The organism is Actinacidiphila oryziradicis, from assembly GCF_005047355.1.
Classification (GTDB): domain Bacteria; phylum Actinomycetota; class Actinomycetes; order Streptomycetales; family Streptomycetaceae; genus Actinacidiphila; species Actinacidiphila oryziradicis.
In genome coordinates, this window is sequence record NZ_SUMC01000094.1 from 1 (window position 1) to 21,610 (window position 21,610).

At 68.7% G+C, this 21,610-nt stretch carries 20 protein-coding genes and 3 pseudogenes; 11 read left to right on the forward strand and 12 right to left on the reverse strand.

Annotation, left to right across the window (positions count from 1 at the left end; all coding sequences use genetic code 11):
• The first annotated feature begins 328 nt into the window (after positions 1–328).
• From FCI23_RS44100 to FCI23_RS44110, 3 genes are all read left to right on the forward strand, one after another.
• A complete protein-coding gene (locus FCI23_RS44100) occupies positions 329–931 on the forward strand; it encodes a TetR/AcrR family transcriptional regulator (protein ID WP_136729678.1) in 603 nt (200 codons plus the stop codon).
• Between the two features lie 375 nt (positions 932–1,306).
• A complete protein-coding gene (locus FCI23_RS44105) occupies positions 1,307–1,522 on the forward strand; it encodes a toxin-antitoxin system HicB family antitoxin (RefSeq protein WP_136729679.1) in 216 nt (71 codons plus the stop codon).
• Between the two features lie 529 nt (positions 1,523–2,051).
• The gene (locus FCI23_RS44110; protein WP_136729680.1) at positions 2,052–3,299 is read left to right on the forward strand and encodes a ThuA domain-containing protein; all 1,248 of its coding nucleotides are present in this window, start codon (positions 2,052–2,054) and stop codon (positions 3,297–3,299) included.
• Positions 3,300–3,355: 56 nt separating this feature from the next.
• Here the strand turns inward: FCI23_RS44110 and FCI23_RS44115 are convergent.
• The 4 genes and pseudogenes from FCI23_RS44115 to FCI23_RS44130 form a co-directional block, all read right to left on the reverse strand.
• Positions 3,356–3,520: pseudogene (locus tag FCI23_RS44115) on the reverse strand (NAD-dependent formate dehydrogenase); the annotation flags it as partial.
• Between the two features lie 418 nt (positions 3,521–3,938).
• Complete coding sequence (locus tag FCI23_RS44120) at positions 3,939–4,385, reverse strand: hypothetical protein (RefSeq protein WP_136729681.1); 447 nt, start codon at positions 4,383–4,385, stop codon at positions 3,939–3,941.
• Positions 4,385–4,933 (reverse strand): nitrile hydratase subunit alpha, encoded by a 549-nt coding sequence (locus FCI23_RS61175; protein ID WP_136729682.1) that lies wholly within the window; start codon positions 4,931–4,933, stop codon positions 4,385–4,387. The genes FCI23_RS44120 and FCI23_RS61175 overlap by 1 nt, the downstream gene beginning before the upstream one ends.
• 370 nt (positions 4,934–5,303) lie before the next feature.
• Positions 5,304–5,969 (reverse strand): hypothetical protein, encoded by a 666-nt coding sequence (locus tag FCI23_RS44130; RefSeq protein ID WP_136729683.1) that lies wholly within the window; start codon positions 5,967–5,969, stop codon positions 5,304–5,306.
• Positions 5,970–6,173: 204 nt separating this feature from the next.
• On the opposite strand from FCI23_RS44130, the gene FCI23_RS44135 reads away from it, so the two are divergent.
• The 3 genes from FCI23_RS44135 (at position 6,174) to FCI23_RS44150 (ending at position 10,297) form a co-directional block, all read left to right on the forward strand.
• On the forward strand, positions 6,174–7,511 hold the full coding sequence (locus FCI23_RS44135; protein ID WP_136729684.1) for a hypothetical protein: 1,338 nt from the start codon (positions 6,174–6,176) through the stop codon (positions 7,509–7,511).
• A 501-nt stretch (positions 7,512–8,012) separates the two neighbouring features.
• Positions 8,013–9,368, forward strand: coding sequence for an MmgE/PrpD family protein (locus tag FCI23_RS44145; protein WP_136729686.1), 1,356 nt, complete (start codon positions 8,013–8,015; stop codon positions 9,366–9,368).
• Between the two features lie 2 nt (positions 9,369–9,370).
• Positions 9,371–10,297 carry a polysaccharide deacetylase family protein gene (locus FCI23_RS44150; RefSeq protein WP_136729687.1) on the forward strand — a complete coding sequence of 309 codons (927 nt, stop codon included), beginning with the start codon at positions 9,371–9,373 and terminating at the stop codon, positions 10,295–10,297.
• A gap of 310 nt (positions 10,298–10,607) precedes the next feature.
• On the opposite strand, the gene FCI23_RS44155 is transcribed toward FCI23_RS44150, so the two are convergent.
• Complete coding sequence (locus FCI23_RS44155) at positions 10,608–11,471, reverse strand: alpha/beta fold hydrolase (protein WP_136729688.1); 864 nt, start codon at positions 11,469–11,471, stop codon at positions 10,608–10,610.
• Between the two features lie 25 nt (positions 11,472–11,496).
• On the reverse strand, positions 11,497–11,889 hold the full coding sequence (locus tag FCI23_RS44160; RefSeq protein WP_136729689.1) for a hypothetical protein: 393 nt from the start codon (positions 11,887–11,889) through the stop codon (positions 11,497–11,499).
• Between the two features lie 956 nt (positions 11,890–12,845).
• Here FCI23_RS44160 and FCI23_RS44170 point away from each other — a divergent pair.
• Positions 12,846–13,583 carry a hypothetical protein gene (locus FCI23_RS44170; protein ID WP_136729690.1) on the forward strand — a complete coding sequence of 246 codons (738 nt, stop codon included), beginning with the start codon at positions 12,846–12,848 and terminating at the stop codon, positions 13,581–13,583.
• A 244-nt stretch (positions 13,584–13,827) separates the two neighbouring features.
• Here FCI23_RS44170 and FCI23_RS57375 read toward each other — a convergent pair whose 3' ends face one another.
• The 5 genes and pseudogenes from FCI23_RS57375 to FCI23_RS44190 all read right to left on the reverse strand — a co-directional run bounded on the left by FCI23_RS57375 (position 13,828) and on the right by FCI23_RS44190 (position 17,327).
• Positions 13,828–13,968: a hypothetical protein gene (locus FCI23_RS57375; protein ID WP_169317243.1), complete on the reverse strand. Its 141-nt coding sequence runs from the start codon at positions 13,966–13,968 to the stop codon at positions 13,828–13,830.
• A 304-nt stretch (positions 13,969–14,272) separates the two neighbouring features.
• A complete protein-coding gene (locus tag FCI23_RS44175; RefSeq protein WP_136729691.1) occupies positions 14,273–14,482 on the reverse strand; it encodes a hypothetical protein in 210 nt (69 codons plus the stop codon).
• A gap of 600 nt (positions 14,483–15,082) precedes the next feature.
• Positions 15,083–15,787: pseudogene (locus FCI23_RS44180) on the reverse strand (integrase); the annotation flags it as partial.
• A gap of 220 nt (positions 15,788–16,007) precedes the next feature.
• Positions 16,008–16,958 carry a hypothetical protein gene (locus FCI23_RS44185; RefSeq protein WP_136729692.1) on the reverse strand — a complete coding sequence of 317 codons (951 nt, stop codon included), beginning with the start codon at positions 16,956–16,958 and terminating at the stop codon, positions 16,008–16,010.
• 69 nt (positions 16,959–17,027) lie between these two features.
• A complete protein-coding gene (locus tag FCI23_RS44190) occupies positions 17,028–17,327 on the reverse strand; it encodes a hypothetical protein (RefSeq protein WP_169317242.1) in 300 nt (99 codons plus the stop codon).
• Between FCI23_RS44190 and FCI23_RS44195 the strand changes: the two are divergent.
• Positions 17,265–17,688, forward strand: a pseudogene (locus tag FCI23_RS44195) (oxidoreductase); the annotation flags it as partial. The gene FCI23_RS44190 and the pseudogene FCI23_RS44195 overlap by 63 nt on opposite strands.
• A gap of 159 nt (positions 17,689–17,847) precedes the next feature.
• Positions 17,848–18,306, forward strand: coding sequence for an MmyB family transcriptional regulator (locus FCI23_RS44200; RefSeq protein WP_136729694.1), 459 nt, complete (start codon positions 17,848–17,850; stop codon positions 18,304–18,306).
• Positions 18,307–18,397: 91 nt separating this feature from the next.
• Here FCI23_RS44200 and FCI23_RS44205 read toward each other — a convergent pair whose 3' ends face one another.
• The gene (locus FCI23_RS44205; protein ID WP_136729695.1) at positions 18,398–18,835 is read right to left on the reverse strand and encodes a hypothetical protein; all 438 of its coding nucleotides are present in this window, start codon (positions 18,833–18,835) and stop codon (positions 18,398–18,400) included.
• Positions 18,836–18,853: 18 nt separating this feature from the next.
• Here FCI23_RS44205 and FCI23_RS44210 point away from each other — a divergent pair, with 18 nt between their 5' ends.
• Positions 18,854–19,189, forward strand: coding sequence for a tetratricopeptide repeat protein (locus FCI23_RS44210; RefSeq protein ID WP_136729696.1), 336 nt, complete (start codon positions 18,854–18,856; stop codon positions 19,187–19,189).
• 321 nt (positions 19,190–19,510) lie between these two features.
• Positions 19,511–21,280, forward strand: coding sequence for an amidohydrolase (locus FCI23_RS44215; protein ID WP_136729697.1), 1,770 nt, complete (start codon positions 19,511–19,513; stop codon positions 21,278–21,280).
• Positions 21,281–21,610 lie beyond the last annotated feature (330 nt).

The window sequence follows — 21,610 nt, forward strand, 5'->3', positions numbered from 1 at the left end:
GCCTGCGGCCAGACCGCGCACGCCGACACAGTGGGAGCCACCAACGTTCTACGGGCCGGGCTGGTCCGTCGCGACGCCAACCCGGCGTAACGAGAAGCCCCCGGCTTCAGCCGGGGGAGGAGTCACGAAGTTCACCCCGGCTGCACCGAGGTCGGCCCGGATCTCGCCGGGACCGGGACGCGGAGTCGGGCGCTCGGCGATCCGGAGCTCCTCCGGCCCTCCCAGCTGATCGACGACAATCGCTCGCATCTTCCTGCGCCTTTCTCTCGGTCGGCACCTCGCAGTCGCTCGCGTAAAATGGACCCGCAAGTCCAAAATAGGGAGTGCCATGCTGACCGCCAAAGGAGCCGCGACCCGGCGCCGCATCATCGACGGCGCGGCAGCCGAGATCCGGGACAAAGGAGCCGCCACGGCCACGCTGGACGACGTCCGCGCCCGCACCTCGACCAGCAAGAGCCAGATCTTCCACTACTTCCCCGGCGGCAAGGAGGAGCTCCTGCTCGCCGTGGCCGCCCGCGAAGCCGAACGGGTCCTGGAGGACCAGCAGCCGCACCTCGACGACCTGACCACCTGGCAGGCATGGCGGGACTGGCGGGACGCGGTCATCCGGCGCTACGAGCAGCAGGGCGTCAACTGCCCCCTGGGCGTGCTGATCACCGAGCTGGGGCGCAGCACCCCGGCAGCGCAGGCGCTGACCACGCAGCTGATCGAGCAGTGGCAGGCGGCCCTGCGGGCCGGCATCCTGCGCATGCAGGAGACCGGCGAGGCCGACCGGCGGCTCGATGCCGACCGCACGGCGGCGGCACTGGTCGCCGCGGTGCAGGGCGGGGTGGTCATCCTGATGTCCACGGGCGCGATCGGCCACCTGGAGGCCGCCTTGGACACCTTCCTGACGCTGCTGCGGGCCAGCGGCCGCGCCCGTGCCCGCTGACGCGGGTACCACCAGGCATTGCCTGGTCCGCCGCGGTCGGTCAGAGTCGGCGTGCCACGAAGTCAGCTACCCGGGCGCCGAGTTGCTGGCTGGCCCGGTGGTCGAAGCGGGTGTGCTGACCGGCCCAGATTCGGCTGGTGCCTGCTTCGTTGGCGGCGGCCTGGATGCTGTCGAAGTTTCGGTGACACCCTTGGACGTCACCGCGAGACGGTGGTGCCCGCCGTAGAAGGCGGTGAGCACGGTGGCCCCGCCGCGGCCAGTAGGGCCGTGCGGGCGGTGGACGACACGCGAAGCCGGTAGGTGTACCGGGTGTGCCCGGCGCCTTCCGCTTCACACTCTGCCGTCACGCCACCATTTTACCACTACGATAGGGGCATGGATGAAGAAACAAAGATCACTCTCAGGCTCCCCAAAGACCTCCACCGGTGGCTCACCGCTCAGGCCAAGTCCGCCCGGCGGTCGCTCAACTCCGAGATCGTGTACCGGCTTGAGGTCGGGCGCGGCACCGTCGTGGCAGACGCCGAATCCCCCGGCGGCGATTCGCCTTCCCCTGCCCTGCTCCGCAGGAGATCCGATTCCTCCCCGGCCTGAAGACCGGGACATCCTCGGAGGTTCCCGGTGATTATTGCCCTCGGTCGTATCAACGATCGAGACCACCGCAGCCGACACCGGCCTGTGGAGCATCCGACGCCGGACCAAGTCGTTCAGGCCGTGCGGAGCATCAGCATCACCACCGGCCCCAACTCTTCCGCCTGCTCTTGGTGTTCGGCACAAGCATCCACAGTCGCACAGACGTCCCGTCCGGGAGCGTCTCGGTGTGGGGCCTGGGAATCGTCGCAGAGGCTGGTGCGGTCCTTGTGCTGATTAGGGCCGCTGGGCCCCGCTCGTAGGCCCCGGAGCCGCTCGTACGGGCCTTGGCGGGCGTCTCTTTCTGGGGGGGTGGGGGTCGACGCCGGGCTGCTCCAGGTGCTGGCGCTCGGCGGCCATGAGGCCGGGCTCTTGAGACGGCCAGCGGGAGAGTCTTGACTTGGTTCGGACCAAGGTCATTGACATGCACATTGTCTAGACCTTTGAATGCGCTCAGGCGTACCTGGTCCGTCGCAACGAGGAAGGCCCCCACATGTTCAGACCTCGCACGCAATTCCCCTGGTCCCGCACGCTGCTACGGCTGTTCGCCCTGTTCGCCGTACTGCTCGGCGTACAGGCCGGACCGGCGCACACCGCGCAGGCGGCCCCCGCTTTCAAGGTGATCGCCTTCTACAACGGCACGTACGACGCGGCGCACATCAGCTTCGACCACGAGGCCAACGCCTGGTTCCCGCAGCAGGGGGCGCAGTACGGCTTCTCGTACACCGCGACCACCGACTGGAGCCAGCTCAACACCACGAACCTGGCCAACTACCAGGTCGTGCTGTTCCTCGACGACTACCCGCACACCGCCGCCCAGCAGTCAGCCTTCCAGACGTACATGAACAACGGCGGCGGCTGGATGGGCTTCCACGTCTCGGCGTTCAACACCGACTCCAGCGACTGGTCCTGGTACCACAACACGTTCCTGGGCACCGGCACCTTCCAGACCAACACCTGGGGCCCGACGTCGGAGACGCTGAAGATCGAGGACCCGAACCACGCGGCGACCGCGGGCCTGTCGTCCACGATCACCTCCTCGGTCAGCGAGTGGTACAGCTGGCAGTACGACCTGCGGCAGAACCCGGCCATCGACATCCTGGCTTCGATGGACCAGTCCACCTTCCCGATAGGCACCGACCCCAACCAGAGCTGGTACAGCGGCTACTACCCGATCGTCTGGTCGAACCGCAACTACAAGATGATCTACGCGAACTTCGGCCACAACGCGATGGACTACTCCACCAACACCGCCCTGTCGTCCACCTTCGCCAGCGCCCAGCAGAACCAGCTGGTGCTTCAGGGCCTGCGCTGGCTGGGCGGCCAGAGCGGCCCGGTCACCCCGCCGTCCGGAAGCGCCACCGGGCCGATCCACGGCTACGGCGGCAAGTGCGTCGATGTCGCGGGGGCCAGCAGTGCCAACGGCACGGCGGTGCAGCTCTACGACTGCAACGCCTCGGGCGCGCAGACCTGGACGGTGGCTTCGGACGGCACGCTCAAGGCGCTCGGCAAGTGCATGGACGTCACATCGGCGGGCACGGCGAACGGCACCACCGTGCAGCTGTATGACTGCAACGGCACCGGCTCGCAGAAATGGCAGCCCGGCGCAGGCGGCTCGCTGGTGAACCCGCAGTCCGGGAAGTGCCTGGACGCGACGGGCAACAGCTCGGCCAACGGCACCCGGCTGCAGATCTGGTCCTGCTCGGGCGCGGCCAACCAGAGTTGGACGCTGCCCAGTTGACGGGTAAGGCGCGCGGGACCCGGCGGTGCTCCCGGGTCCCGCGCGCCGACCGGTATTCAGCTCCGTGCCGAGTACGACCGCACGCCCGGCCCCGCGAGCCGCCGGCCGCCGCCCGCCACGATCAGGTATTCGTCCCGGATCGGGGGTGCCGTCCAGCCAGCTCTCTGCAGGATCTCCCGGGTGCCGGCCGCGTACCGGGCCTGCGCCGACAGAGTGGAGCCCGGACCCCCGTCCGCCCAGCTCACACCTGCGCGTCACCACGCGGCCCTTCGATCCACGGCAGGTCATCAACACCGGCAGTACGCACTGGCTGGCCAACTACCAGGGATGGCCGCCGCACCCGGCCACGTATTCCACCCGATCTGGACCGACACCCGTACCGGCGACACCCAGATCTTCACCGCCACGGTCCGCCACCACAGCACTGCGCACCCTCGGTAGCCCACACCGCTCGTAGAGCGGGCTCGCCTATGGCTCACCTCCGCGAGACCCGCCACGGAGCCATCGGCTCCAGCCCGTCGTCCTCGCACCGCGCCCCCACGGCTGCGCCCGGGCTGCCCCGTATTCGCGCCGGCGGCCATCCGCCACAGGCAGAGCCAGAGCCGGTCGGCGGTGACCGGCGGCCACCGCGACGTTCCGCTACGAGCGCGTGTGCGCCGGCGGCGCGTCCGTGGTGCACGTCAGCGGCACTCCCGTGGGAACCAAGCGCTCGACGGATCCCGGATTCCCGTTCACGGAGGCCAGTTGGGCCGTGTCCAGGTAGCCGATGAACAGCTGGGTCCCGGCCGGCACCGCCGAGGGGGTGAAGACAAAGGTGACCTTCCCGTTGTCTCCCCGATCGCCCTTCATGACGTTCCTGACCCCGGGCCCTACGCCGCTCGGGTCGAGCGTTCCGTTGTCCTGCGGCTCCTTGCAGAATTCGCCATCTTTGATGAGCACCGGGAAGCCGGCCTTGCGCAGTGCGGCCTGCAGGCCCGCGTGGTCCTTGAAGTACAGCTGCTTGTCCCAGGTCACATGGATCGTGCCGTCCTTCTTGGTGTCGCCGTTGCGGCGAGGTGGGGCCGCCGCCCCGTCGAGATCGAGCATCACAGCACCTCCACCCCGACCATCGAGTCCCGGGTCACCAGGGCGGCGAGCGCGTCCTCGGACACGCCGTCGGTGCCGGCGGGACGCTCCGGCAGCACGAGGTACGGGACCTCGGCGGAGCTGTCCCACACCTGGATATCGACGGACTCCTCCAGCGGGCAATACCCGGGGCACCGGGTGTGCCCCAGCGGATGCCGCCGCCAGACCCGGACACGGTCACCGGCGGCGAACCGCTTCGCACCGGTGCCCGGGTTCTCCGGCCCGCGCACCCGGGGCGGGTGGGCGAGCGGGAAGGGGCCGCCGGCCCGCTTCTCCAGCTGCTCCTGGCCGAGCAGTCCCGCCTCGACCGCGATCGTCGTCGTGGCGGTGAGCCAGTGCTCGTAGTACGGGGAGCCGAGGTAGTGCACCGGGTCCATGCGCTCCACGGCATACCGAAAGGAGGACAGCGTCTGATTCGGAGCAGGCGCCGACGCCGCGGAGACCAGCACCATCTCGACGTTGACGGTGCCGAAGTCCATCCGGCCGCCCAGGTCGTGCGGACCGTCCATGTACCCGGGGTGACAGGTCGGTGGGTGGCGGGCCATCCGAGCGGGGACAGGTTCCCGAAGGGGTTCTCGTGGAGCAGCAGGACGCACGGTGGCTGTCAATCCTCTGCGCCACGCGCCGCATACCGGCGGGAGCATATGAGCCGCCAAGTTCGCTTCCGCTCCCGCGACGCCGAGGGCGCACCGGCGCGAAGGTCCGGCGGGCGCGGCCGGCAAGCTCCACAACGAAATCATGAGCACCAGTCTGGCGAGGCGCATGCTGGGCCTGCAGGCGTATACCCCGGCCGGCCGGGGCCGGCCGTCTGGGCGTCGAAGAGCCGGGCTGTGTTCGTACGTCACCTGGGCAGGCCGGTATGCTGCCCGGCTGATGCTGTCACGATGGGACGGAGGTGTCCTTGTACGTGATGCCGTGCCCCGTCACGTTGCTGACGACGACCACTCCGTGGCGGCCGCGCTGCCATTCTTCGCAGGCGGCGATGAGAGCGTAGGCCCGCTGGAAACTCTCGTCGTCGTTGTAGCCCGTCATCGTGGTGTGGATGGTGATGTGCTGGTTGCCCTTGTCGTCGTGGGGCTCCCAGTCACCCACCACGGCGTGTACCAGGGTGACGGCGTCTTTCTGCTGGTCACTGCCATGCTCGTTGACGTACTTCGTGAACTCCTCCGCGCGCCGTTGGGACCGGGCGGGGTCCTTGTCGTACGGGATCGCCCAAGGGACGGTCGCGGAGCCCGTGCAGGAAGCGACGAAGCCGATCTCGGGGCGCGGGATGCAGTCCAGGCCCTTGCGCTTCTGTTCGGCCACCCACGGCAGCCAGGTCGTTGTGGCTTGCTCGGCCAAAAGCTCCCGGATCGTCTCGTCATCGTACTGCGGACGTGACTCACCAGGCGTTGGGTCACGGTGAGGGCCGGCGCTGATCTGCACGGTGAGGCACCGGCCCTTCCGGTCGTAGTGGCAGCTGGCGCTGGCTGCCGGACCGTTGGGAGTTGGCAGCGCGGGATCGCTGGGGGTCGGCAGTGTGGAGCAACCGACCGCAGTGGACATGACAAGGAGTATTGCGGCGAGCGGCAGAGGGGCCCGGTTGACGGAAGGCATCGGCGAAGCGTACGCCACAGCTGTACGAGCACAGGACCTCGATCGTTTCTGGCGATGCATTGCCGGGCTGCCGTTCCGTTCTGTTACGTGGTGGCCGCCTTGAGTGCGGCGGAGCGCAATCTTCCTTTCCCGCGGCATCCTTAGCGTCAGCCCATGACGATTACTCAGGCGCCACCCGCCCCCGCCGCGCCTGAGACCAGGGTCAGGCCCCTGTTGCGGCTGGGCGGCCAGGCGGGCGCGGCGCTGATCGCCATCGCCGTGCTCTGCGCCACGGCCGTCATCAGCGCCATCATCGTACGAAGTGACATCGCGGATCTCCGCGCCACCGTCACCCAACGAGCGTCCGCCGCCGCCGAACTCCGCTTCGCCCTTGCCGACCTCGACGCCCAGCGTGCCAACCAACTCGTCCCCGGCCACGCGGCCAAAGACCCTGGGACCACGGTCGGCGACCGGCTCCTGGCCCTCATTACCGCACAGCAGCGCCGCGCCGAAATCAGCTCTCTCCTCCAGCAGCTCGGCGCCGACCAGACGCAGGCGACGCAGGTCCGCGCCCTCTTCGACGCCCTCGGCCGCTATGACGACATGAGCGGCCGCGCCGGCTATGTCGACGACAACCAGCCCGACCGGGCCGCCGGCCACCCGCCCGCTGCGGCCGTCGCCCTCTCCACCGAATCCGGCGACATCATGCGCGACGAAGTGCTCCCCAAAGCTGAAGCTCTCTCCCGTACGTACGCCACCCGGGCCGCCCAACTGGAGCGCACCGCCCACGCGGCTGCCGTCCGTGCCGCCATCGCCGTCAGCGTCCTGGGCGCGATCGCCCTCCTGGCCTTGTTCTGGTGGCAACGCGACCTCGCCCGCCGCTACCGCCGCCTCCTCAACCCGGCCCTCCTGACCGCCACCGCCGCCGTCATCGCCGTCACCCTCGCCGGCCTCGGCTCCTTCGCCTCGGCCGCCTCGGAAATCACCACCGCCGGCCGCCAAGGCCTCCAGCCCTGGTCCCGCCTCGCCGAAGCTCGTGCTGTCGCGGCCGATGCCTCCGCCACCCAAAGCCGCTGGCTCGTCCACGACCCCAACTCCGGCGCCCAGGACCGCAGCCGATTCGCCACTCTTACCGGCCGCCTCGACACCCTCCTCGCCCCGGGTACCGACGCCACCGCCGCCGAACTACCTGTCTACCAGGCAGTCCTCACCCGCTACGACAACTTCCGCGCCGACGACCGAACCCTGCGGAAACTCCTCGCAGCCGGGAACATCGATCAGGCAGCCGAGGTCCTCACCGAGGTCCAACGCGGCGACGTGGCGTTCGACTTCTGGGACTTCGCCACGAGGTTGGAGCTCCTCACCACCCAGCAACGCGCCGACTTCGATGCGCACGCGAGCGCCGCCCGCTCGAGCATGGACGGCTGGCCCGCGATCCCGGCGGGGGTGTTGGGGATCGCGGCTACGCTGGTGCTGGTGGGGGTGCGGCCACGATTGGCCGAATACCGGTGATGCGCAGAACAGGTGGTCGCACCTACGGATGATCCGGCTCGCCGTCCCCTCGAGTGCCGACACCATGCCCCCTCAACCACCACCATCTGGCGAACAGCCGTCCCTGCCGGACGATGTGTGGGAGGAGTTCGTACATGATACCGAGGCGTCCATACGGGACTCCGCACCGAAGGAGCCGTCGGCCCGGGCTCGGATGGTCACCGAGCGGTTGCGGCAACAGGATCAAGCCACTGCGGGCCGGATACCTGATCGGCGCCGACAGTGACCACGAAACCGATCACCGAACCCGACCGCTCCCTCTGCCATGCCCCGGGCCGACCACGCCCGCGGCAGCCTGGACAGGCCCCTGACAAGCGACGAGGTCAGGGCGAAGGTGGACGCTTTGCTTGAGCCGGTGCTATCGGATCGCGGCGCCGATGTGGTCGCGGCGGTCGCCGAGATAACGACGTCACCGGACCTGCGCCGGCTCGCTGCGGCGATGGTCCCTGAAGGGAGTGCGGCATGAGCAACATGAAGACGGTGACTGCCCCAACGGCTGTCACGGAGCAGCTGGCAGCGTTCGCGATCTCGACAACCGGCTTGTCGCCACGGGTCCGGGACTCCGCCCGCGCGACGCTCGCCAATGCCCTCGGCGTGATGGTCGGTGGCAGCGCCGAGGACGCCTACCGCAGCGCCCACACGACCTTCGCGCCGGCGGGCCTGCCCGCGCAGGCGACGCTCTGGGGCCGCAGTGAGCGCACATCCATGACCGTCGCCGCACTGCTGGGCGGCATAGCCGCTCACGTCCAGGACTTCGACGACACTCACCTGCGTACCGTCATCCATCCCGGCGCACCGGTCGTCCCCGCCGCCCTCGCCGTCGGCGAGTACACCGGCGCGACCCTCGGCGAGGTGATCGACGCCGTGGCGCTCGGAGTCGAGATCACCCTGCGGATCGGCGTCGGCCTGGGCCGGACGCATTTCGACCGCGGCTGGCATATCACCGGGACCACCGGACGTTTCGGTGCCGCCGCCGCCGCTGGACGCCTGCTCGGGCTCAGCCCCGGGCAGATGCAGATGGCACTGGCCATCGCCGCTACGGAAGCGGCCGGGCTGCAGGCCGCGTTCGGCACCATGACCAAGTCCTTCCACGCCGGCAAGGCTGCGTACGACGGCGTCGAGGCGGCGCTGCTCGCCTCGATGGGCTTTACCTCGGCGCCGGCGGGGATCGAGGGCCGACGCGGGTTCGCGCCGACCGCGTCCACCGATGCCGACACCGAGGCCATCGTGCGGGACCTGGGCATTTCCTGGGAGCTTGAATCCAACGCGTTCAAGCCCTACGCATGCGGCATCGTGTCCCATCCGGTCATCGACGCCGGCATCGAGCTCCGGCAGGCGGGCGTCCGGCCCGAAGACGTGCACGCGGTTCTGCTGCGCACCAATCCCGTAGTCCTTGATGTCATGGGCATCGCCGACCCGGCGAACGGACTGCAGAGCAAGTTCAGTGTCCACCACTGCTTCGCGGTCGGCCTGATCGATGGCGCGGGCGGTCCGGGGCAATTCACCGATGCCCGAGCCACCAATACCGAGATCGCCGAGTTCAGACGGCGCGTCACTGTCGGCCTCGACACCTCGATCGCACGGGACGAGTGTGTCGTCGAGATCTCCGGTGCCAAGGCACGCCGCCATCACGTCGAGCACGCGACGGGCAGCAAGGACCGGCCCATGACCATCCAGCAACTGCGGGAAAAGATCCAGCTCCTCACGGCACCGGTCCTCGGCCCGGCGAAGGCGGCTTCGTTCGCCGAGCGCGCCTTGCACGGCACCGATGAACTGCCGATCGCCGATCTCGCGACGGTTGCGAACAAGGAGGCGTGATCATGTCGAACCCCCGAGTTCCCTACGCGATAGGGGACGACCGGCCGCAGCTGCAGGCGCCTGCGCCCGGGAAGAACGTCATCGTCAGCATCGCGTTGAACGTCGAGCACTGGTCGCTGGACCGCCCGATGCCCAGGAAAATCATCACCTCGCCGCACGGACGCGACCACGTTCCGGACGTGCCCAACTTCAGCTGGGCCGAGTATGGAATGAGGCGCGGGCTTCCGCGCCTGGTGGAGCTGATCCGCGGGCGGGGACTTCCCGCGAGCGTCAACATGAACGCGAGTGTGATCAGCGCCTATCCGCAGGCCGCTGAACTACTGCTGGACACCGGCTGGGAGTTCGTAGGGCACGGGGTCGATCAGCAGGTGCTCGCGGACGCGCCGGACGAGCGCGCTGTCATCCGGCAGGCGCTTGAGGACTTGGCGAGCTTCAGCGGCCGGCCGGTCCGTGGCTGGCTCGGTCCTGGACTGCAGGAGACGGCGCACACGCCGGATCTCCTGGCCGAGTGCGGCGTCGACTACGTCTGTGACTGGGTCCTCGACGAGGTGCCCGTCTGGCTGCATGCGACGCCCAAGCCGCTGGTGGCTGTTCCCTACTCACTCGATCTCAATGACAGCGTCGTCTACGCCGTCGAGCATCACTCGTCACCAGAGCTCTACCGCCGCGTGGCCGACACCTTGCGTTCCTACGACGAGGAGGGCGCGGGCCAACCGATCGTTGTCAGTCTGCCGATCCATCCGCACCTAGTCGGAGCCCGCCACCGCCTGCCGTACTTCCGTGAGGTCCTGGACCTGCTCCAACAGCGCGAGGACACGGTGTTCCTGACTGGATCCGAGATCTGTGACTGGTTCCTGGCCCAGCAGGACGAAACCGGCGCCGGACACAGAGCGGATGGGTCCGCGAAAGAACCTGTACCGCTCGAATAGTAGGTTCGGTCGCGGACCTGGGGGTCAAGCGGCTTCATTGTGAAGCCGGAGATGTCCGTGTCGGTCGGCGTTCGAGCGGGACCGGGCGAAGGCGCTGGAGGACTTCCGGCAGACCTACGGCCCTCACCCCGCTGCACGAGGTCGTCCCGGGCCCGGCAGTGAGCGAGCGTGGGATCGGCTGGCCGGCGCCCACTCGGATCGGTAGCCGTCCCGCTCGGAGTACGGCGCGGCCGGCAGTCGCACCAGGTCTCGGCCGATCCGATCACCGGGACGATCTCAAGCGGCCGGAGCAGGGGTTTTCGCGCGATCTCTACTTGGCGGTGCGCTCGTCGACGCGCCGCAGCGCTTGCTTGAGGTAGTGGGCGAAGCGCGGGTAGTTCTCGCTCATTGGAAAGTGGCCGATCTCCTTCATCTCGATGAACTCCCCGCCGCGGATCTGCTGTGCGGTACGGCTCCCGTCCTCGGGGGTGGTCAGGTAGTCGTACTCGCCGGTGAGCATGATCACGGGGCAGCGTTCTCCGTCGATGTCGCCCAGTCGGTCGCGCAGGTCGTGGTCGACCGAGTAGAAGTACAGGTCGCCCTTGAATGCCTCTGACCCCTGGGTGTAGTAGAACCAGGTCGCCCAGCGGTCCCGGTCGGGGGACTGCGGCGCCATGAGGTCCCACACGCCGCTGGCACAGACCTGAGCGGCATTGGCATGGGGGTGCTGCCACCAGTCGAGGTAGAAGCCCGGCGAGTAGTCCGCCCCCTCCACCGGGATCACTGCCTTGAACCGGTCCGGGTGGCGTAGCGCCAGCTGTAGGGCGACATTCCCGCCGAACGACGAGCCCATGAAAATGGGTTCCTCCAGGCCGAGAGCATCGCAGAAGGCGACGATGAACGCGGTGAAGTGGTCCGCGGTGAGCTTGTACTCCTCCTTCCACCACTCCTTGTTGAGCGGCGGATCGGACTTGCCGTGCCGGGCGAGGTCATAGGCGATCACCCGGTAACGGCTCGTGATCTCCTCGTCCTCCAGCAGGTCTCGCCACTGGTGGTTGTGGCAGCCGGCGGTGTGCTGGCAGACGAGCGGCTGTCCTTCACCGTTCTCCAGGTAGAAGACCTTGTACTGGACGTCCTCCACGTCGATCGTGACGTAATGGCCGGTAACGGGAGAAATCTTGCTTGATGTGCTCATGAGGTGTCCTTTCGGGTGCTGCTGGTCAGATCAGCGGCCCGGTGACGCGCAGCAGCTCCAGCTGCCGGGTGATGCAGCGCAGGTTCTGCATGAGAACAAGCAGGTCGCCCTCCAGCCGCATGCCCCGCCGGAAGGTGGCTGCCCAGATGCCGTGGCACATCGGGGGCGGAATCTCCTGGCAGAATCCCCGCCAGGTCTCGGTGTCGGCCCGGATGGCGAAGTCGTACGCCGCCAGCGGCTCGGGGTCGACAATCACGTCTTCCACCTTTCCCCGGTGCATTCGCACCAGGAACTTCTGGTCCTCCATGTCGAGCAGGAAGCTGCAGGAGTAGTACTTACCGTGCGCCTGCAATTCCGTGTCGTTGTCGCTGAGCCGGCGGAACTCGTCCACCGCGGTCGTAATCGGTGCAGTCGCCATGTCTCTCCTCGGGGAGTAATCCCGCTCCCGCGACGGCGGCGCGTGCCGGGCCCTCTTCCGTCTGCCGAAAGCGCTGCGAGCGCGGGTGACGAACGGTGGCCGGGTCGACGGTGCGGCACAGCGCGAGACCCGGTCGCGAGGCCTGGGCCTCACACTTCCAGCGTGCACCCGCTGCTCCGGGGTGCCAACACTCTGGCCTGCCGGGTCGTAACGGACGCCGGCTCGCCGGAGGGGTGAGTGGGCCGACAACCGCAGTTACGACGACACGATTGCGGTCCTGGCCACCACTCTGGACCGGCTGCAGGAGCACGGACCGCTGGGGCCGGCTTTCTGGCTCTATGGCTCCAATGAGTGGGAACCGCTGCACCAGGCCCTCACCAACCCCGACGACTGGCGCGCCTGGTAGGCGCCCCCGCGGCCGCTGGGCAGCTGCTCGCCCGCATCCGCACCGACCGCCGCGCGGTGGGCGCCGGCGTTCGAGCGCATACCGTCACCATCTCGCATGAATGATCACGTACCGGAGGCAGTGTGATGTCCGGCCGGGTAATCCCAGTGCGGTCCGTCTGTCCCGCGTGATGCTCCTCCCTGCTATGGGCGATCTTGTGACAGCGCGGCTGGTGCTTCATCCGATGAATGCCATCGAGGCGGAGCGGGTGGTGGCGGCCGAGCCGGATGACGGTGCCCGATGGGCGCCCGGATATCCCGCCGAGGGTGACGTGGCCGGGGCATCGACCGGTCCGCGACCCGCAGCCGGGCAACGTGGGTCCGCCGCGCCGAACTGCTGGCGACTTACCGGCATCAGCACCGGCACGAGCCGGGTGACGAAGCACGGGAGTGGATGAGCACCCGGGCGGCGGAGGACACCCGGCCGCCGAAGAAGCGGCCGCTCCCGCTGCCCGTGCTGCGCGACCGGTGGCGCCGCAGTGCCGTCGCCCGCTTCGGCGCCGACTCCAGTCATGCGCGGCAGGATTCCGCCCCGACACCTGCTCGCCGGAGCCCGGCGGCACCTCGCCCAAGCACTGCCCGGCCGCTGCCATGAGCCGGGTCTGGACGGCCGGATCGTCGCCGCGGCGATCCGCGAGCACTGCATCGACGTCACGCCACGGCCCCGCTCCGGCCAACGGGCACGCCCACCCGAGCACTTCACCTATACCGCCCGCTGGTCCCCGCAGACCCTGGGTGCCGGCCGGACGACCCCCCAGCGCGGCATGCTGCGGAAGGCACCGCAGTACGACCGTATGGCGGAGGCCACGTCCCGCAGAACTGCCCGGAAGAACGGCCCGTCCCAGCGGCCGTGTGCCAGGCCTTCAGCGAGCTCGTGTTCTTCCGGCGTCGGCACCCACGCCCCGGCCCCGGTACGCCGCCAGCAGCGCGGCGGCGTCGCGGCACAGAGTTTCGGCGAGCGCGGTCGTCGTCCCGCACTGTCCAACGACGCCGGGCCGCGCACGGCACGGCCGGAGCCGTCGCCGGTGGGGGAGCAGGGCCCGGTCGGGTCGGCAGACGGTACAGGCGACCGTGTCGTCCTGGTGGAGGGCGGTGAGCGCCTGCGGTCTCCGGCGGGCTGGCGTTGCCCCCGGCCGGCGTGGCAGTCGCCGCGGTGGACCACCCACCGTTCGGGGGCGTTGACCGCCGGGCGCTGCTCGATGGAGCAGGCCGGTGTTCGTCCCGGCCGCTCCGTGGGCAGCTCTCTGTAGTCCTCTCCCGATGGGCGCGCACGCGGCGGCCGGGGCAGGGAAGACCGTCGGCGACGTCTGGGCGACGATGCGGCCGCGCACCTCCGCGAGCGCGTACAGCGGCAGCTCCACCCAGTACTTATCTGGATCTGCTTGCCGTTCGTGCCGGTCACATAGATGTGTCGGTGCGAGACACGTCAGGTTCGCTGAGTGCATTCCCTCCCCGCGACGCTTTGATGAGGTCATGATGGGACCCGGGGGTGTGTCAGGTGTTCGAAAGTGTGTTGCGCAGCGAGGATCTGCCGGTCGCCGACCGCTTCGAGTGGTGGTGCGGGTTGATCTCCCGCTCCTTACTGCCGAGCGTGGCAACCAGCGACCACGCCGATGACTTCCGTGCCTGGATCATGCCGCCGGGCCTACGGAGTCCCGAGGACGGTGGACCGGCCACGGCGCCAAGGCGACAGGACCGGGATGTCCACGATCCGGCGCGGGGCGTCGAGTCGGCTGGCGCTCAGCCCATTCGTCTCAGTGAGGCACAGCAGTTCACGACTGCGATACACGCGCCCAGGTGCCTGGATGACAGCCCACGGCCAAGAGCGGCCGGGGACCCCGGAACGAGGAGTTCCGGGGTCCCCGGCCGCATCGGGATTCGGTGTTCCCGTGTGTTGAGTAATGCTCCTGGCCGTGACGCCTCGCAGCAAAAGCCGCCGTCAGAGGCTGGCGCCACCGGTGACCTGCGGAAGGGGCAGACTGAGCGGGAGGGCCCCAAGAACCTCGCCGAGGCCGTCGACAGAGACACCGCCGGAAACGCCGAGGAGGGGGGAGACGGCACCGCCGGAAATGGTGAGACCGCCGGAAATGTTGTCCAGGTCGGCGTCGGAGATTTCGCTGGTCTCGACCTGAGGCGTGAAGCTACGCATGAATTGCGCTTCCCTTCATGGCTTGGGATTTCTGAATGGTGCCGGCCGGCTTCAGCGGTAAACCGATCCGGCCGGTTCAACGGTCGCCTGATGCCCGAAAAACCGGGATAACTTCCGTCTGGGGCAAGATGCAACCACCTCAGCAGGCCGCCCGTCCAGCCGACTTGTCGGATGATTCGCCCAACGCTCCGCTATCTCAACGCGCTTACGCGCAACTGCCCACCGGACGGTGACGACTTCTTCACACGCTTTTTAACGGAGAATTGTCATGAGTAGGTCCTGCGATTGATCCCTATCGGACATACCTGTACTTAAGGTTGCCGGACGCCGGTGGAGCCGGATCCCGTCAGATTGCTGCGCGCCTCGCGTGTGCACAATGTGCAGGATTTGCCAACAGTAGGCCGCACCCGCACGGGTTGATCTGCCGTTATGTCGCGCGGGCCGGGGACAGGGGCGGGGACAATTGCCGAGCGGTAGGCCGGCCTGCCCACCGCGGTGGTTGCCCCGGATGGGAGCCGGCCCGCTGGCAGGGAATATGGGCGCTGAGCGGCGGCTCGTCCTCCTTCCCGCGACCAAAATGGTCACATGTGGCACACGGCGCTCAAGATCCATGACCAGGTTCTTCGCGGCTTGGGTCATCCACGAGGTGGTCGGGTGCGCGGTAGCGCCCAGAATCCGAATCCGTCGGTTGGCGTGCTCGATCGCCGCGAACACATACAGCCTCGCCCCGGACAGCGTGACCGTCTCGAAAGAGTCGCACGCCAGCGGGGCATCGGCCGCGGAGTGCAGGAAGTCCGCCTACGTAGTGGAGGCCAGCTCCGGCGCGGAGCTGGTGCCGGACTTCCGCAAGATCTCCCAGGCGGTGGACGCGGCCACCTTCACTCCCAAGATGAGCAGTTCGCCGTGCAGACGGCGATATCCCCGGCTGGGATTGTCTTGAGCCAGCCGCACCACCAAGGCCCGGACGGAGTGCACGGTCCGCGGCCGTCCCGGGCGCTTCGGACGGGACTGGGGAGCGTCGCGGCGTGCCACCAGGTCGCGGCGCCGGCGCAGCACCGTGTCCGGGCGCACCAGCAGCCGCAGCCGGCGGAGCGCGTCTGGCGGCAGCCGGTGCAGCAGTGCCGCCAGGAGCGCCCGGTCGCTCGGGGTGAACCGCGACCGCTCCTGGCCGAGTTGGCGTTCCAGCGCCGTGATCTGGGGGCGCAGAGCCAATATTTCTGCGTCCTTGTCCCGGTCGCTCATCGGCAGCAGCCGCAGCATCGCGAACGCGTTCACCACGCCCAGGTAGGCCTGTCGCAGCAGCACGGCCGATCATCATGCCGCGACGATCGACAGCCTCGCGACGGCCCTGGCCCGAGCAACCGCCGTCGAATCAGCGGCGGCGCACGGCTGACGACGCTGCCGTACGGCGCCGAACCGCCCGCAATGTCGACCGGATCGGGCGACGGACAAAACGGTCGGGATTGACACCGTCGACTCGGGGAGCAAATGGGGAGTACGAGGGCTCCCCATTTGCTCCCCAATTCTAAAGCCAAAAGCTGCCCCCGCTATGCGAAAACGGCCTGTGACCTGCGTCAACACCGTTGGGACGACAGGATGTGAACCTGCGACCCCATGACCCCCAGCTGTGCGGCAATTCTTGGCGGCTGGGCTCTTTCATGCCATTGTTGTCACTTGGCTTCCAACGCGCGCCGTACAGCTCGGTAAGAGGCGGCCGAAACGGTCGCTGCTCGACCAGCGGCCGGTCGGTGGTGGCGTCGTTGCGCTGCCCGACCGCCCAGACGTTGTCGGGACCGGCGGCGGCGACGCCGTAGAGCTGGTTGCCGGTCGAACCCGGGTCCGGGCTCGGGACCACGGACCAGCGCGTGCCGTTCCAGTGCTCGATCAGGGTGCCGAACCGGCCGCCGCGGTCCTGCTGTTCACCGACCGCCCAGACGTCGGAGGCGGAGACGGCGGTCGCTGAGTACAGGATGTCGCGCTGGGTGTTCAGCTTCGGCGTGGCGGCGATCTTCCAAGCGGAGCCGTTCCACGCCTCCACGAGGCTGTGTGCCTGGTACTGGCTGTCCAGTGCGACGCCGACCGCCCATGCCCTGCCCGGCGTGGCTGCCGCGCCGAACAGTGTGTTGAAGTTGGGGCCGCTGTTGGGCGTCGGGGTCGAGGTCCATCGCGTGCCGTCGTAGTGCGCGGCCATGCTCAGCGTGGCGTCCTTGTTGCTCCCGGCCGCGTCGGGCAGGTAGTTGCCGACCGCCCAGACGTCGGTGGGCGAGACCGCCGCGACCGAGCCGAAGGTGTTGTCACCCTTGCCGATGATCGGCGCGCCCTGGACCGACCAGCCCGCGCTGCTCGGAGTGCTTGTCACGCGGGAGACCGGCTCGGCCGGTGTCGGCGTGGGCGTGGTGACTGCGGGAACCGGCAGCGCGGTGAACGGCCGTGCCGCCGACCCGTTGACGGTCAGCAGCGGGCCGAACGGCCGCACGTGCGCGGTGTCGCAGGTGTTCTGCAGGCAGCCGAGCCCGAAGTTGCGCTGGATCGTGCTGAGCAGGGGCTAGTGGCTGTACGGCGCCGGGTCCTGGAGGTGCCGGGGGCCGTGGGGGTCCGCCGGGCTTCGGCGGGTCGGCCTCGCGGCCGACGGCTTCTTCGCCGTGGTGATGTCGCCCGGATCGCGCGCGGCGATCGACGCCTCCAGCGCGGTCACCGCGATGCCGGCTTCTTCGGCTGTGAGGATGCCGGCAGCGCTCATCCGGATGGCGTCTTGCAGGAGGAGGGCGCTCACCGGCTGTCCGGCCAGGCCAAGACCGCCAACGTGCTCTTCGCCGTGCAGCTCGACGCGCTCGGCGGGCGCCATGGCGTACGGGCGTTCTCGGTGTATCCGGGCGGCATCCGTACCCCCCTTGCAGCGCCACATCTCCGACGACGAGATGGTCGCGCTCGGATGGATCGACAGGGCCGGTAACTCGATTTTCCCGTGGAAGACGCCCGAGCAGGGAGCGGCGACCTGCGCGTGGACGGCAACCTCACCCCAGCTGGCGGGTATGGGCGGCGTGTACTGCGAGGACTGCGACATCGCCGAGGTCGCCGATACCGACACCGAGCGGGGCAAGGCGCGTGGAGTCAATCCCTATGCGATCGACCCCGGGCAGGCCGCCCGGCTCCGGACACTCTCGGCGGAGCTGACCGGCATCGACGCGTTCGCGCCGACGAAGTGAGCATCGCCCTGGCTGACTATCCCGGCCGAAGGCGGTGCGAAGGGCGGTCCGCCGACGTCGCCGGTAAACCGCCCTTCGCGCCACCTCGTCCTGCGAGGGTGGCCCTCGCAGGACGAGGCTGAACCTGCGGCGGCTGCCTACGGGTGGCATGACGCCCGCTTGGAGCAGGGCCGTGACCGCAATCCCTCGCCCCACGTCCTCGAAGCGCTCGGCCGCGTACTGAAGCTGGACAACGAAGCCCTCACGCACCTGCGACAACTCGCGGAACCGGCGACCCCACGCCGCAAGCGCCCCCGTCGGCCGGAGAAGGTACGCCCAGAACTGGACTACCTCCTACGGCGCTGGACGACCGAGCCCGCCGTGGTCATCGGGCGCTACCGCGACGTGCTCGCCGCCAACGGCCTGGCCTCGGTCGTGAACCCCAGCTTCGTAGCGGGGCCGCCAACCGCCCCGCCGTTCGACCGGGGCCGGCTCCGTCTGCGTCAACCGGCTCAAACAATGGCAAGGGATCGCCACCGATATGAAAAGACGGCCCGTATCCACCACGCCGGGCTGCTGATTGCCCGGGGGGTGGCCGCGCAGCCGGAACGCCACCAGCAACTTGAGCGCGCCAGTTGACCAACCGGCGCGCCTGGCGCTCAGAGAAGCCCGACACCTCGGGCTGAAGCCTCCCGCTCAGCGCGGGCAGCCGCAGCGGAACGCCACCCTTTTAGCGAGGGCGCCTCAGAAGCAGCGTTCCGACCGTGGTGGCTCTGCTGCGGCGAACGCGGCTGCGGCGGCGATGAGCGAGGAATGAGAGCCCGAGAGCACTGGACAGGGCGCTGAAGGCGACGGGTGCGATGGTGGCGCCCGCGTAGACACCGACCTGAACAATGTGCCCGGCGTTCTCGGCTCTGCCGGGGACCAGTCGCAGCGCGGTGGCGAGCCAGCAGTCCGGTCCCCAGCCCCAGCCGATGGCCGGATTGCGGCGGGGCGCACGATCGGTGAACGCGCCTGCGGCGAGCCGGATGGTGATGGCAAGGACAGCGCTGAGCGACAGCAGTTCCCGGTTACCGTACCGGGCAGCCCGGCGTGGGTGCCGAGCTGGATGAAGTACGTGGCCACCGCGTTGTTGCCAGTCGCCGACAGTCCGGCCGCCAGGGCCCACAGTGCCAGCACTCCCTCGATGCCACGCGGTGCGTCTGCCCTCTCGGCCGCCGCGCTGTTCCCTCAGTTGGACGTGGTGCTGGCGGAAGTCGACTGGGACGCGGAGCTGTTCGCGCACGTCGGCGTGTACGCCAGCGACCACCACGCCCTGGACCGTGCGGTCGTTTACTTCGAGAACGCCATCGACCTGGATCCCTCGCGCCCTCGCTACCACTACGACCTGGGTGTCGCGCACGCGCGCTCGGAACGGTATGCGCTGGCCAGACCGGCGTCTCTCCGGATCTTCGTCAAGTTCGCCCAGGAGACAGCTCACGTTTGCACACTCCCGAAAATGCCATGGTCAATGAGAGCATGATGCCGAACTTCTAACGGGGAACCTGACGAGTCGCAGGTCAGCCCGGTCTGCCACGCCAGGTTCGCCGACACCGGACAGCGATCCTCCCTCTTCGGGTCGGCGTGACTCGCATCTGATCTGGGCTTGTCCCGTTGGCCCCCCGCGACGGTCGTCTCATGGGTCGGGTTCGTGGCTCCGCAGATGAGTGGCTCGGGCAGCGTCCGGGGCGCGGCGTGCGGCTTCCTCCGGCTACTGGTCGGCGTCGATCGCTCGCTTTTCGCATACAAGTGTCTACTCTTCGTGGCGAAGGCTGATCATTCACAGGAGAACAGGTGGTGTGTGATGTCGCAGGAAATCGCGCCGGGAACGCGGTCTGGAGATGCCGACGTCATCTTCTCCGGCGGTTCCATCGTGACGGTAACCGACGAGAAGTCGGCAGCGCCCGGGGCGGTGGTGGTCAAGGACGGCCGGATCGTCTTCGTCGGCAACCTGTCCCAGGCGCAGGCCGAGTGGCAGGGGTCGGACACGCGGTTGCACGACCTGTTGCCGGACCAGGCTCTGCTGCCGGGTTTCATCGATGCGCACGGCCACGTCACCGGCACCGGCCTGCAGGCCACGATCGCCAATCTCCTGGCCGCTCCCGACGGGAACGTCACCGACATCGCATCCCTCCAGGACAAGCTGCGTGAGTTCGCCGGAAGCGAGGTGGGGAAGCGCTCGGATTGGATCATCGGTTTCGGTTACGACGACTCCATGCTCACCGAATGCAGGCACCCCACCCGCCACGACCTGGACGTGGTATCCACCGAGAAGCCTGTTCTGGCGATCCATCAGTCCTTCCATCTGGGAGCGGTCAACAGCCTGGGGCTCGAGCGGCTCGGGTACACCGCCATGACGCCGGATCCGGAGGGCGGGGTGATCCGGCGGCGGCTGGAGCGCGGGACCGAATCCGGGCCCGTGTACGGGGAGCCGAACGGGGTGCTGGAAGAGACCGCGTTCAACCCCGCCGCCGACCTGGCCGTCGCCGGTATGGACCCCATCGACAGCGGGCAGTTCCTGGCCGTGGGCCTTCTGTCGGCGGCGAGATTCGGCTTCACGACCGTGCAGGAGGGGGCAGCGAGCCTGGAGGTCCTGGGTCTCCTGCGGCAGGTCGCGGACGCCTGCCCCGACGGCCTGGCCACCGACGTGGTCGTCTACGTGAAGGCCGACCAGGCCATGAAATCCCCTGACACGGTCCAGGCGAGCCGGGAGTACACCAAGGGCCTGCGGACGGCCGGGGTGAAGCTGTTCCTGGACGGCTCGCCCCAGGGGCGCACCGCCTGGCTGACCGAGCCCTACCTCACCCCGCCCGACGGCCAGGATGAGGACTACCGCGGCTATGCGACCCTGCCGGACAAGGACGTCCTGGCCCAGGTCCGGGCGGGTTTCGCCAACAACTGGCACGTCATCGCGCACGTGAACGGCGATGCCGCCATCGACCAGCTCATCCAGTGCGTGCGCGCGGCCACCAAAGAAGCCGGACAGGACCGGCGTACGACGGCGATCCACTGCCAGACCGCCCGCGAGGACCAGATCGAGGCGTTTCGGGAACTCGGCATCATCCCGTCGTTCTTCTCCATGCATACGTACTACTGGGGCGACTGGTACCGCAAGACCGTGCTCGGCCCCGAACGCGCTGTCAACATCTCGCCGGCCCGGTGGGCGGTGGACCGCGGCATGGCCTACACCTCACACCACGATGCCCCCGTCGCCCTGCCCAACTCGATCGCCATCCTGTCCAGCCAGGTCACCCGTCTCACCCGCACCTCAGGAAGCGTCCTGGGCCCGGACCAGTGTGTGTCGGCCCTGGACGCGGTGAAGTCCATCACCATCAACGCCGCCCGCCAGTACTTCGAAGAGGACACCAAGGGCAGCATCGAGGTTGGCAAGCTCGCCGACTTCGTGATCCTCAGCCACAACCCGCTCACGATCCCCGAGCGGAAGATCAAGGACATCACCGTCGTGGAGACCATCAAGGAGGGCAGGACCGTCTACCCGCCCTCTGCCACGCGCCCGGACCCCGCCCCCGTCCTACGCAATGCCATGTCCGCAGCCTTTGCCCACCACTGCTGACGCCCCTGGAGGCCACCCAGTTGAGGGGGCTGAGACGAGCCTGCCGGCTGCGAACGCCCCTGAGCTTAAGCTCACGGTCCCGTACGGTGGCTGGATCAGGGTCGAGCAGGGCGAGGGCGGTGAGGGCGTCGGCCCGGGTCCGGGCGGACGGGTCGCTCTCGTACAGGTGGACGAGCGTGCGGACCACGGCCGGGTCGGCCGGGCGCGGAGCGAGGCACGCCATCCGGATCGCGGCCTGCCGCACGAAGGGGGCGGAGTCGGTCAAGCACCCCATCAGCAGCGGAAGTTCAGCCAGGACCGCCACGCGTACCCGTCCACTGAGGGACTCCG

What these genes read in the sequence shown, in the direction of transcription:
- FCI23_RS44175 (WP_136729691.1), bottom strand. Translation starts at nt 14,482, where the DNA reads ATGCGTAGCTTCACGCCTCAGGTCGAGACCAGCGAAATCTCCGACGCC.
- FCI23_RS44120 (WP_136729681.1), bottom strand. Translation starts at nt 4,385, where the DNA reads ATGCTCGATCTCGACGGGGCGGCGGCCCCACCTCGCCGCAACGGCGAC.
- FCI23_RS44210 (WP_136729696.1), top strand. Translation starts at nt 18,854, where the DNA reads ATGCCACGCGGTGCGTCTGCCCTCTCGGCCGCCGCGCTGTTCCCTCAG.
- FCI23_RS44170 (WP_136729690.1), top strand. Translation starts at nt 12,846, where the DNA reads ATGCGCGGCAGGATTCCGCCCCGACACCTGCTCGCCGGAGCCCGGCGG.
- FCI23_RS44130 (WP_136729683.1), bottom strand. Translation starts at nt 5,969, where the DNA reads ATGTCCACTGCGGTCGGTTGCTCCACACTGCCGACCCCCAGCGATCCC.
- FCI23_RS44155 (WP_136729688.1), bottom strand. Translation starts at nt 11,471, where the DNA reads ATGAGCACATCAAGCAAGATTTCTCCCGTTACCGGCCATTACGTCACG.
- FCI23_RS44215 (WP_136729697.1), top strand. Translation starts at nt 19,511, where the DNA reads ATGTCGCAGGAAATCGCGCCGGGAACGCGGTCTGGAGATGCCGACGTC.
- FCI23_RS44110 (WP_136729680.1), top strand. Translation starts at nt 2,052, where the DNA reads ATGTTCAGACCTCGCACGCAATTCCCCTGGTCCCGCACGCTGCTACGG.
- FCI23_RS44145 (WP_136729686.1), top strand. Translation starts at nt 8,013, where the DNA reads ATGAGCAACATGAAGACGGTGACTGCCCCAACGGCTGTCACGGAGCAG.
- FCI23_RS44135 (WP_136729684.1), top strand. Translation starts at nt 6,174, where the DNA reads ATGACGATTACTCAGGCGCCACCCGCCCCCGCCGCGCCTGAGACCAGG.
- FCI23_RS44100 (WP_136729678.1), top strand. Translation starts at nt 329, where the DNA reads ATGCTGACCGCCAAAGGAGCCGCGACCCGGCGCCGCATCATCGACGGC.
- FCI23_RS44150 (WP_136729687.1), top strand. Translation starts at nt 9,371, where the DNA reads ATGTCGAACCCCCGAGTTCCCTACGCGATAGGGGACGACCGGCCGCAG.
- FCI23_RS44190 (WP_169317242.1), bottom strand. Translation starts at nt 17,327, where the DNA reads ATGGCGCCCGCCGAGCGCGTCGAGCTGCACGGCGAAGAGCACGTTGGC.
- FCI23_RS57375 (WP_169317243.1), bottom strand. Translation starts at nt 13,968, where the DNA reads ATGATCCAGGCACGGAAGTCATCGGCGTGGTCGCTGGTTGCCACGCTC.
- FCI23_RS44160 (WP_136729689.1), bottom strand. Translation starts at nt 11,889, where the DNA reads ATGGCGACTGCACCGATTACGACCGCGGTGGACGAGTTCCGCCGGCTC.
- FCI23_RS61175 (WP_136729682.1), bottom strand. Translation starts at nt 4,933, where the DNA reads ATGGACGGTCCGCACGACCTGGGCGGCCGGATGGACTTCGGCACCGTC.
- FCI23_RS44105 (WP_136729679.1), top strand. Translation starts at nt 1,307, where the DNA reads ATGGATGAAGAAACAAAGATCACTCTCAGGCTCCCCAAAGACCTCCAC.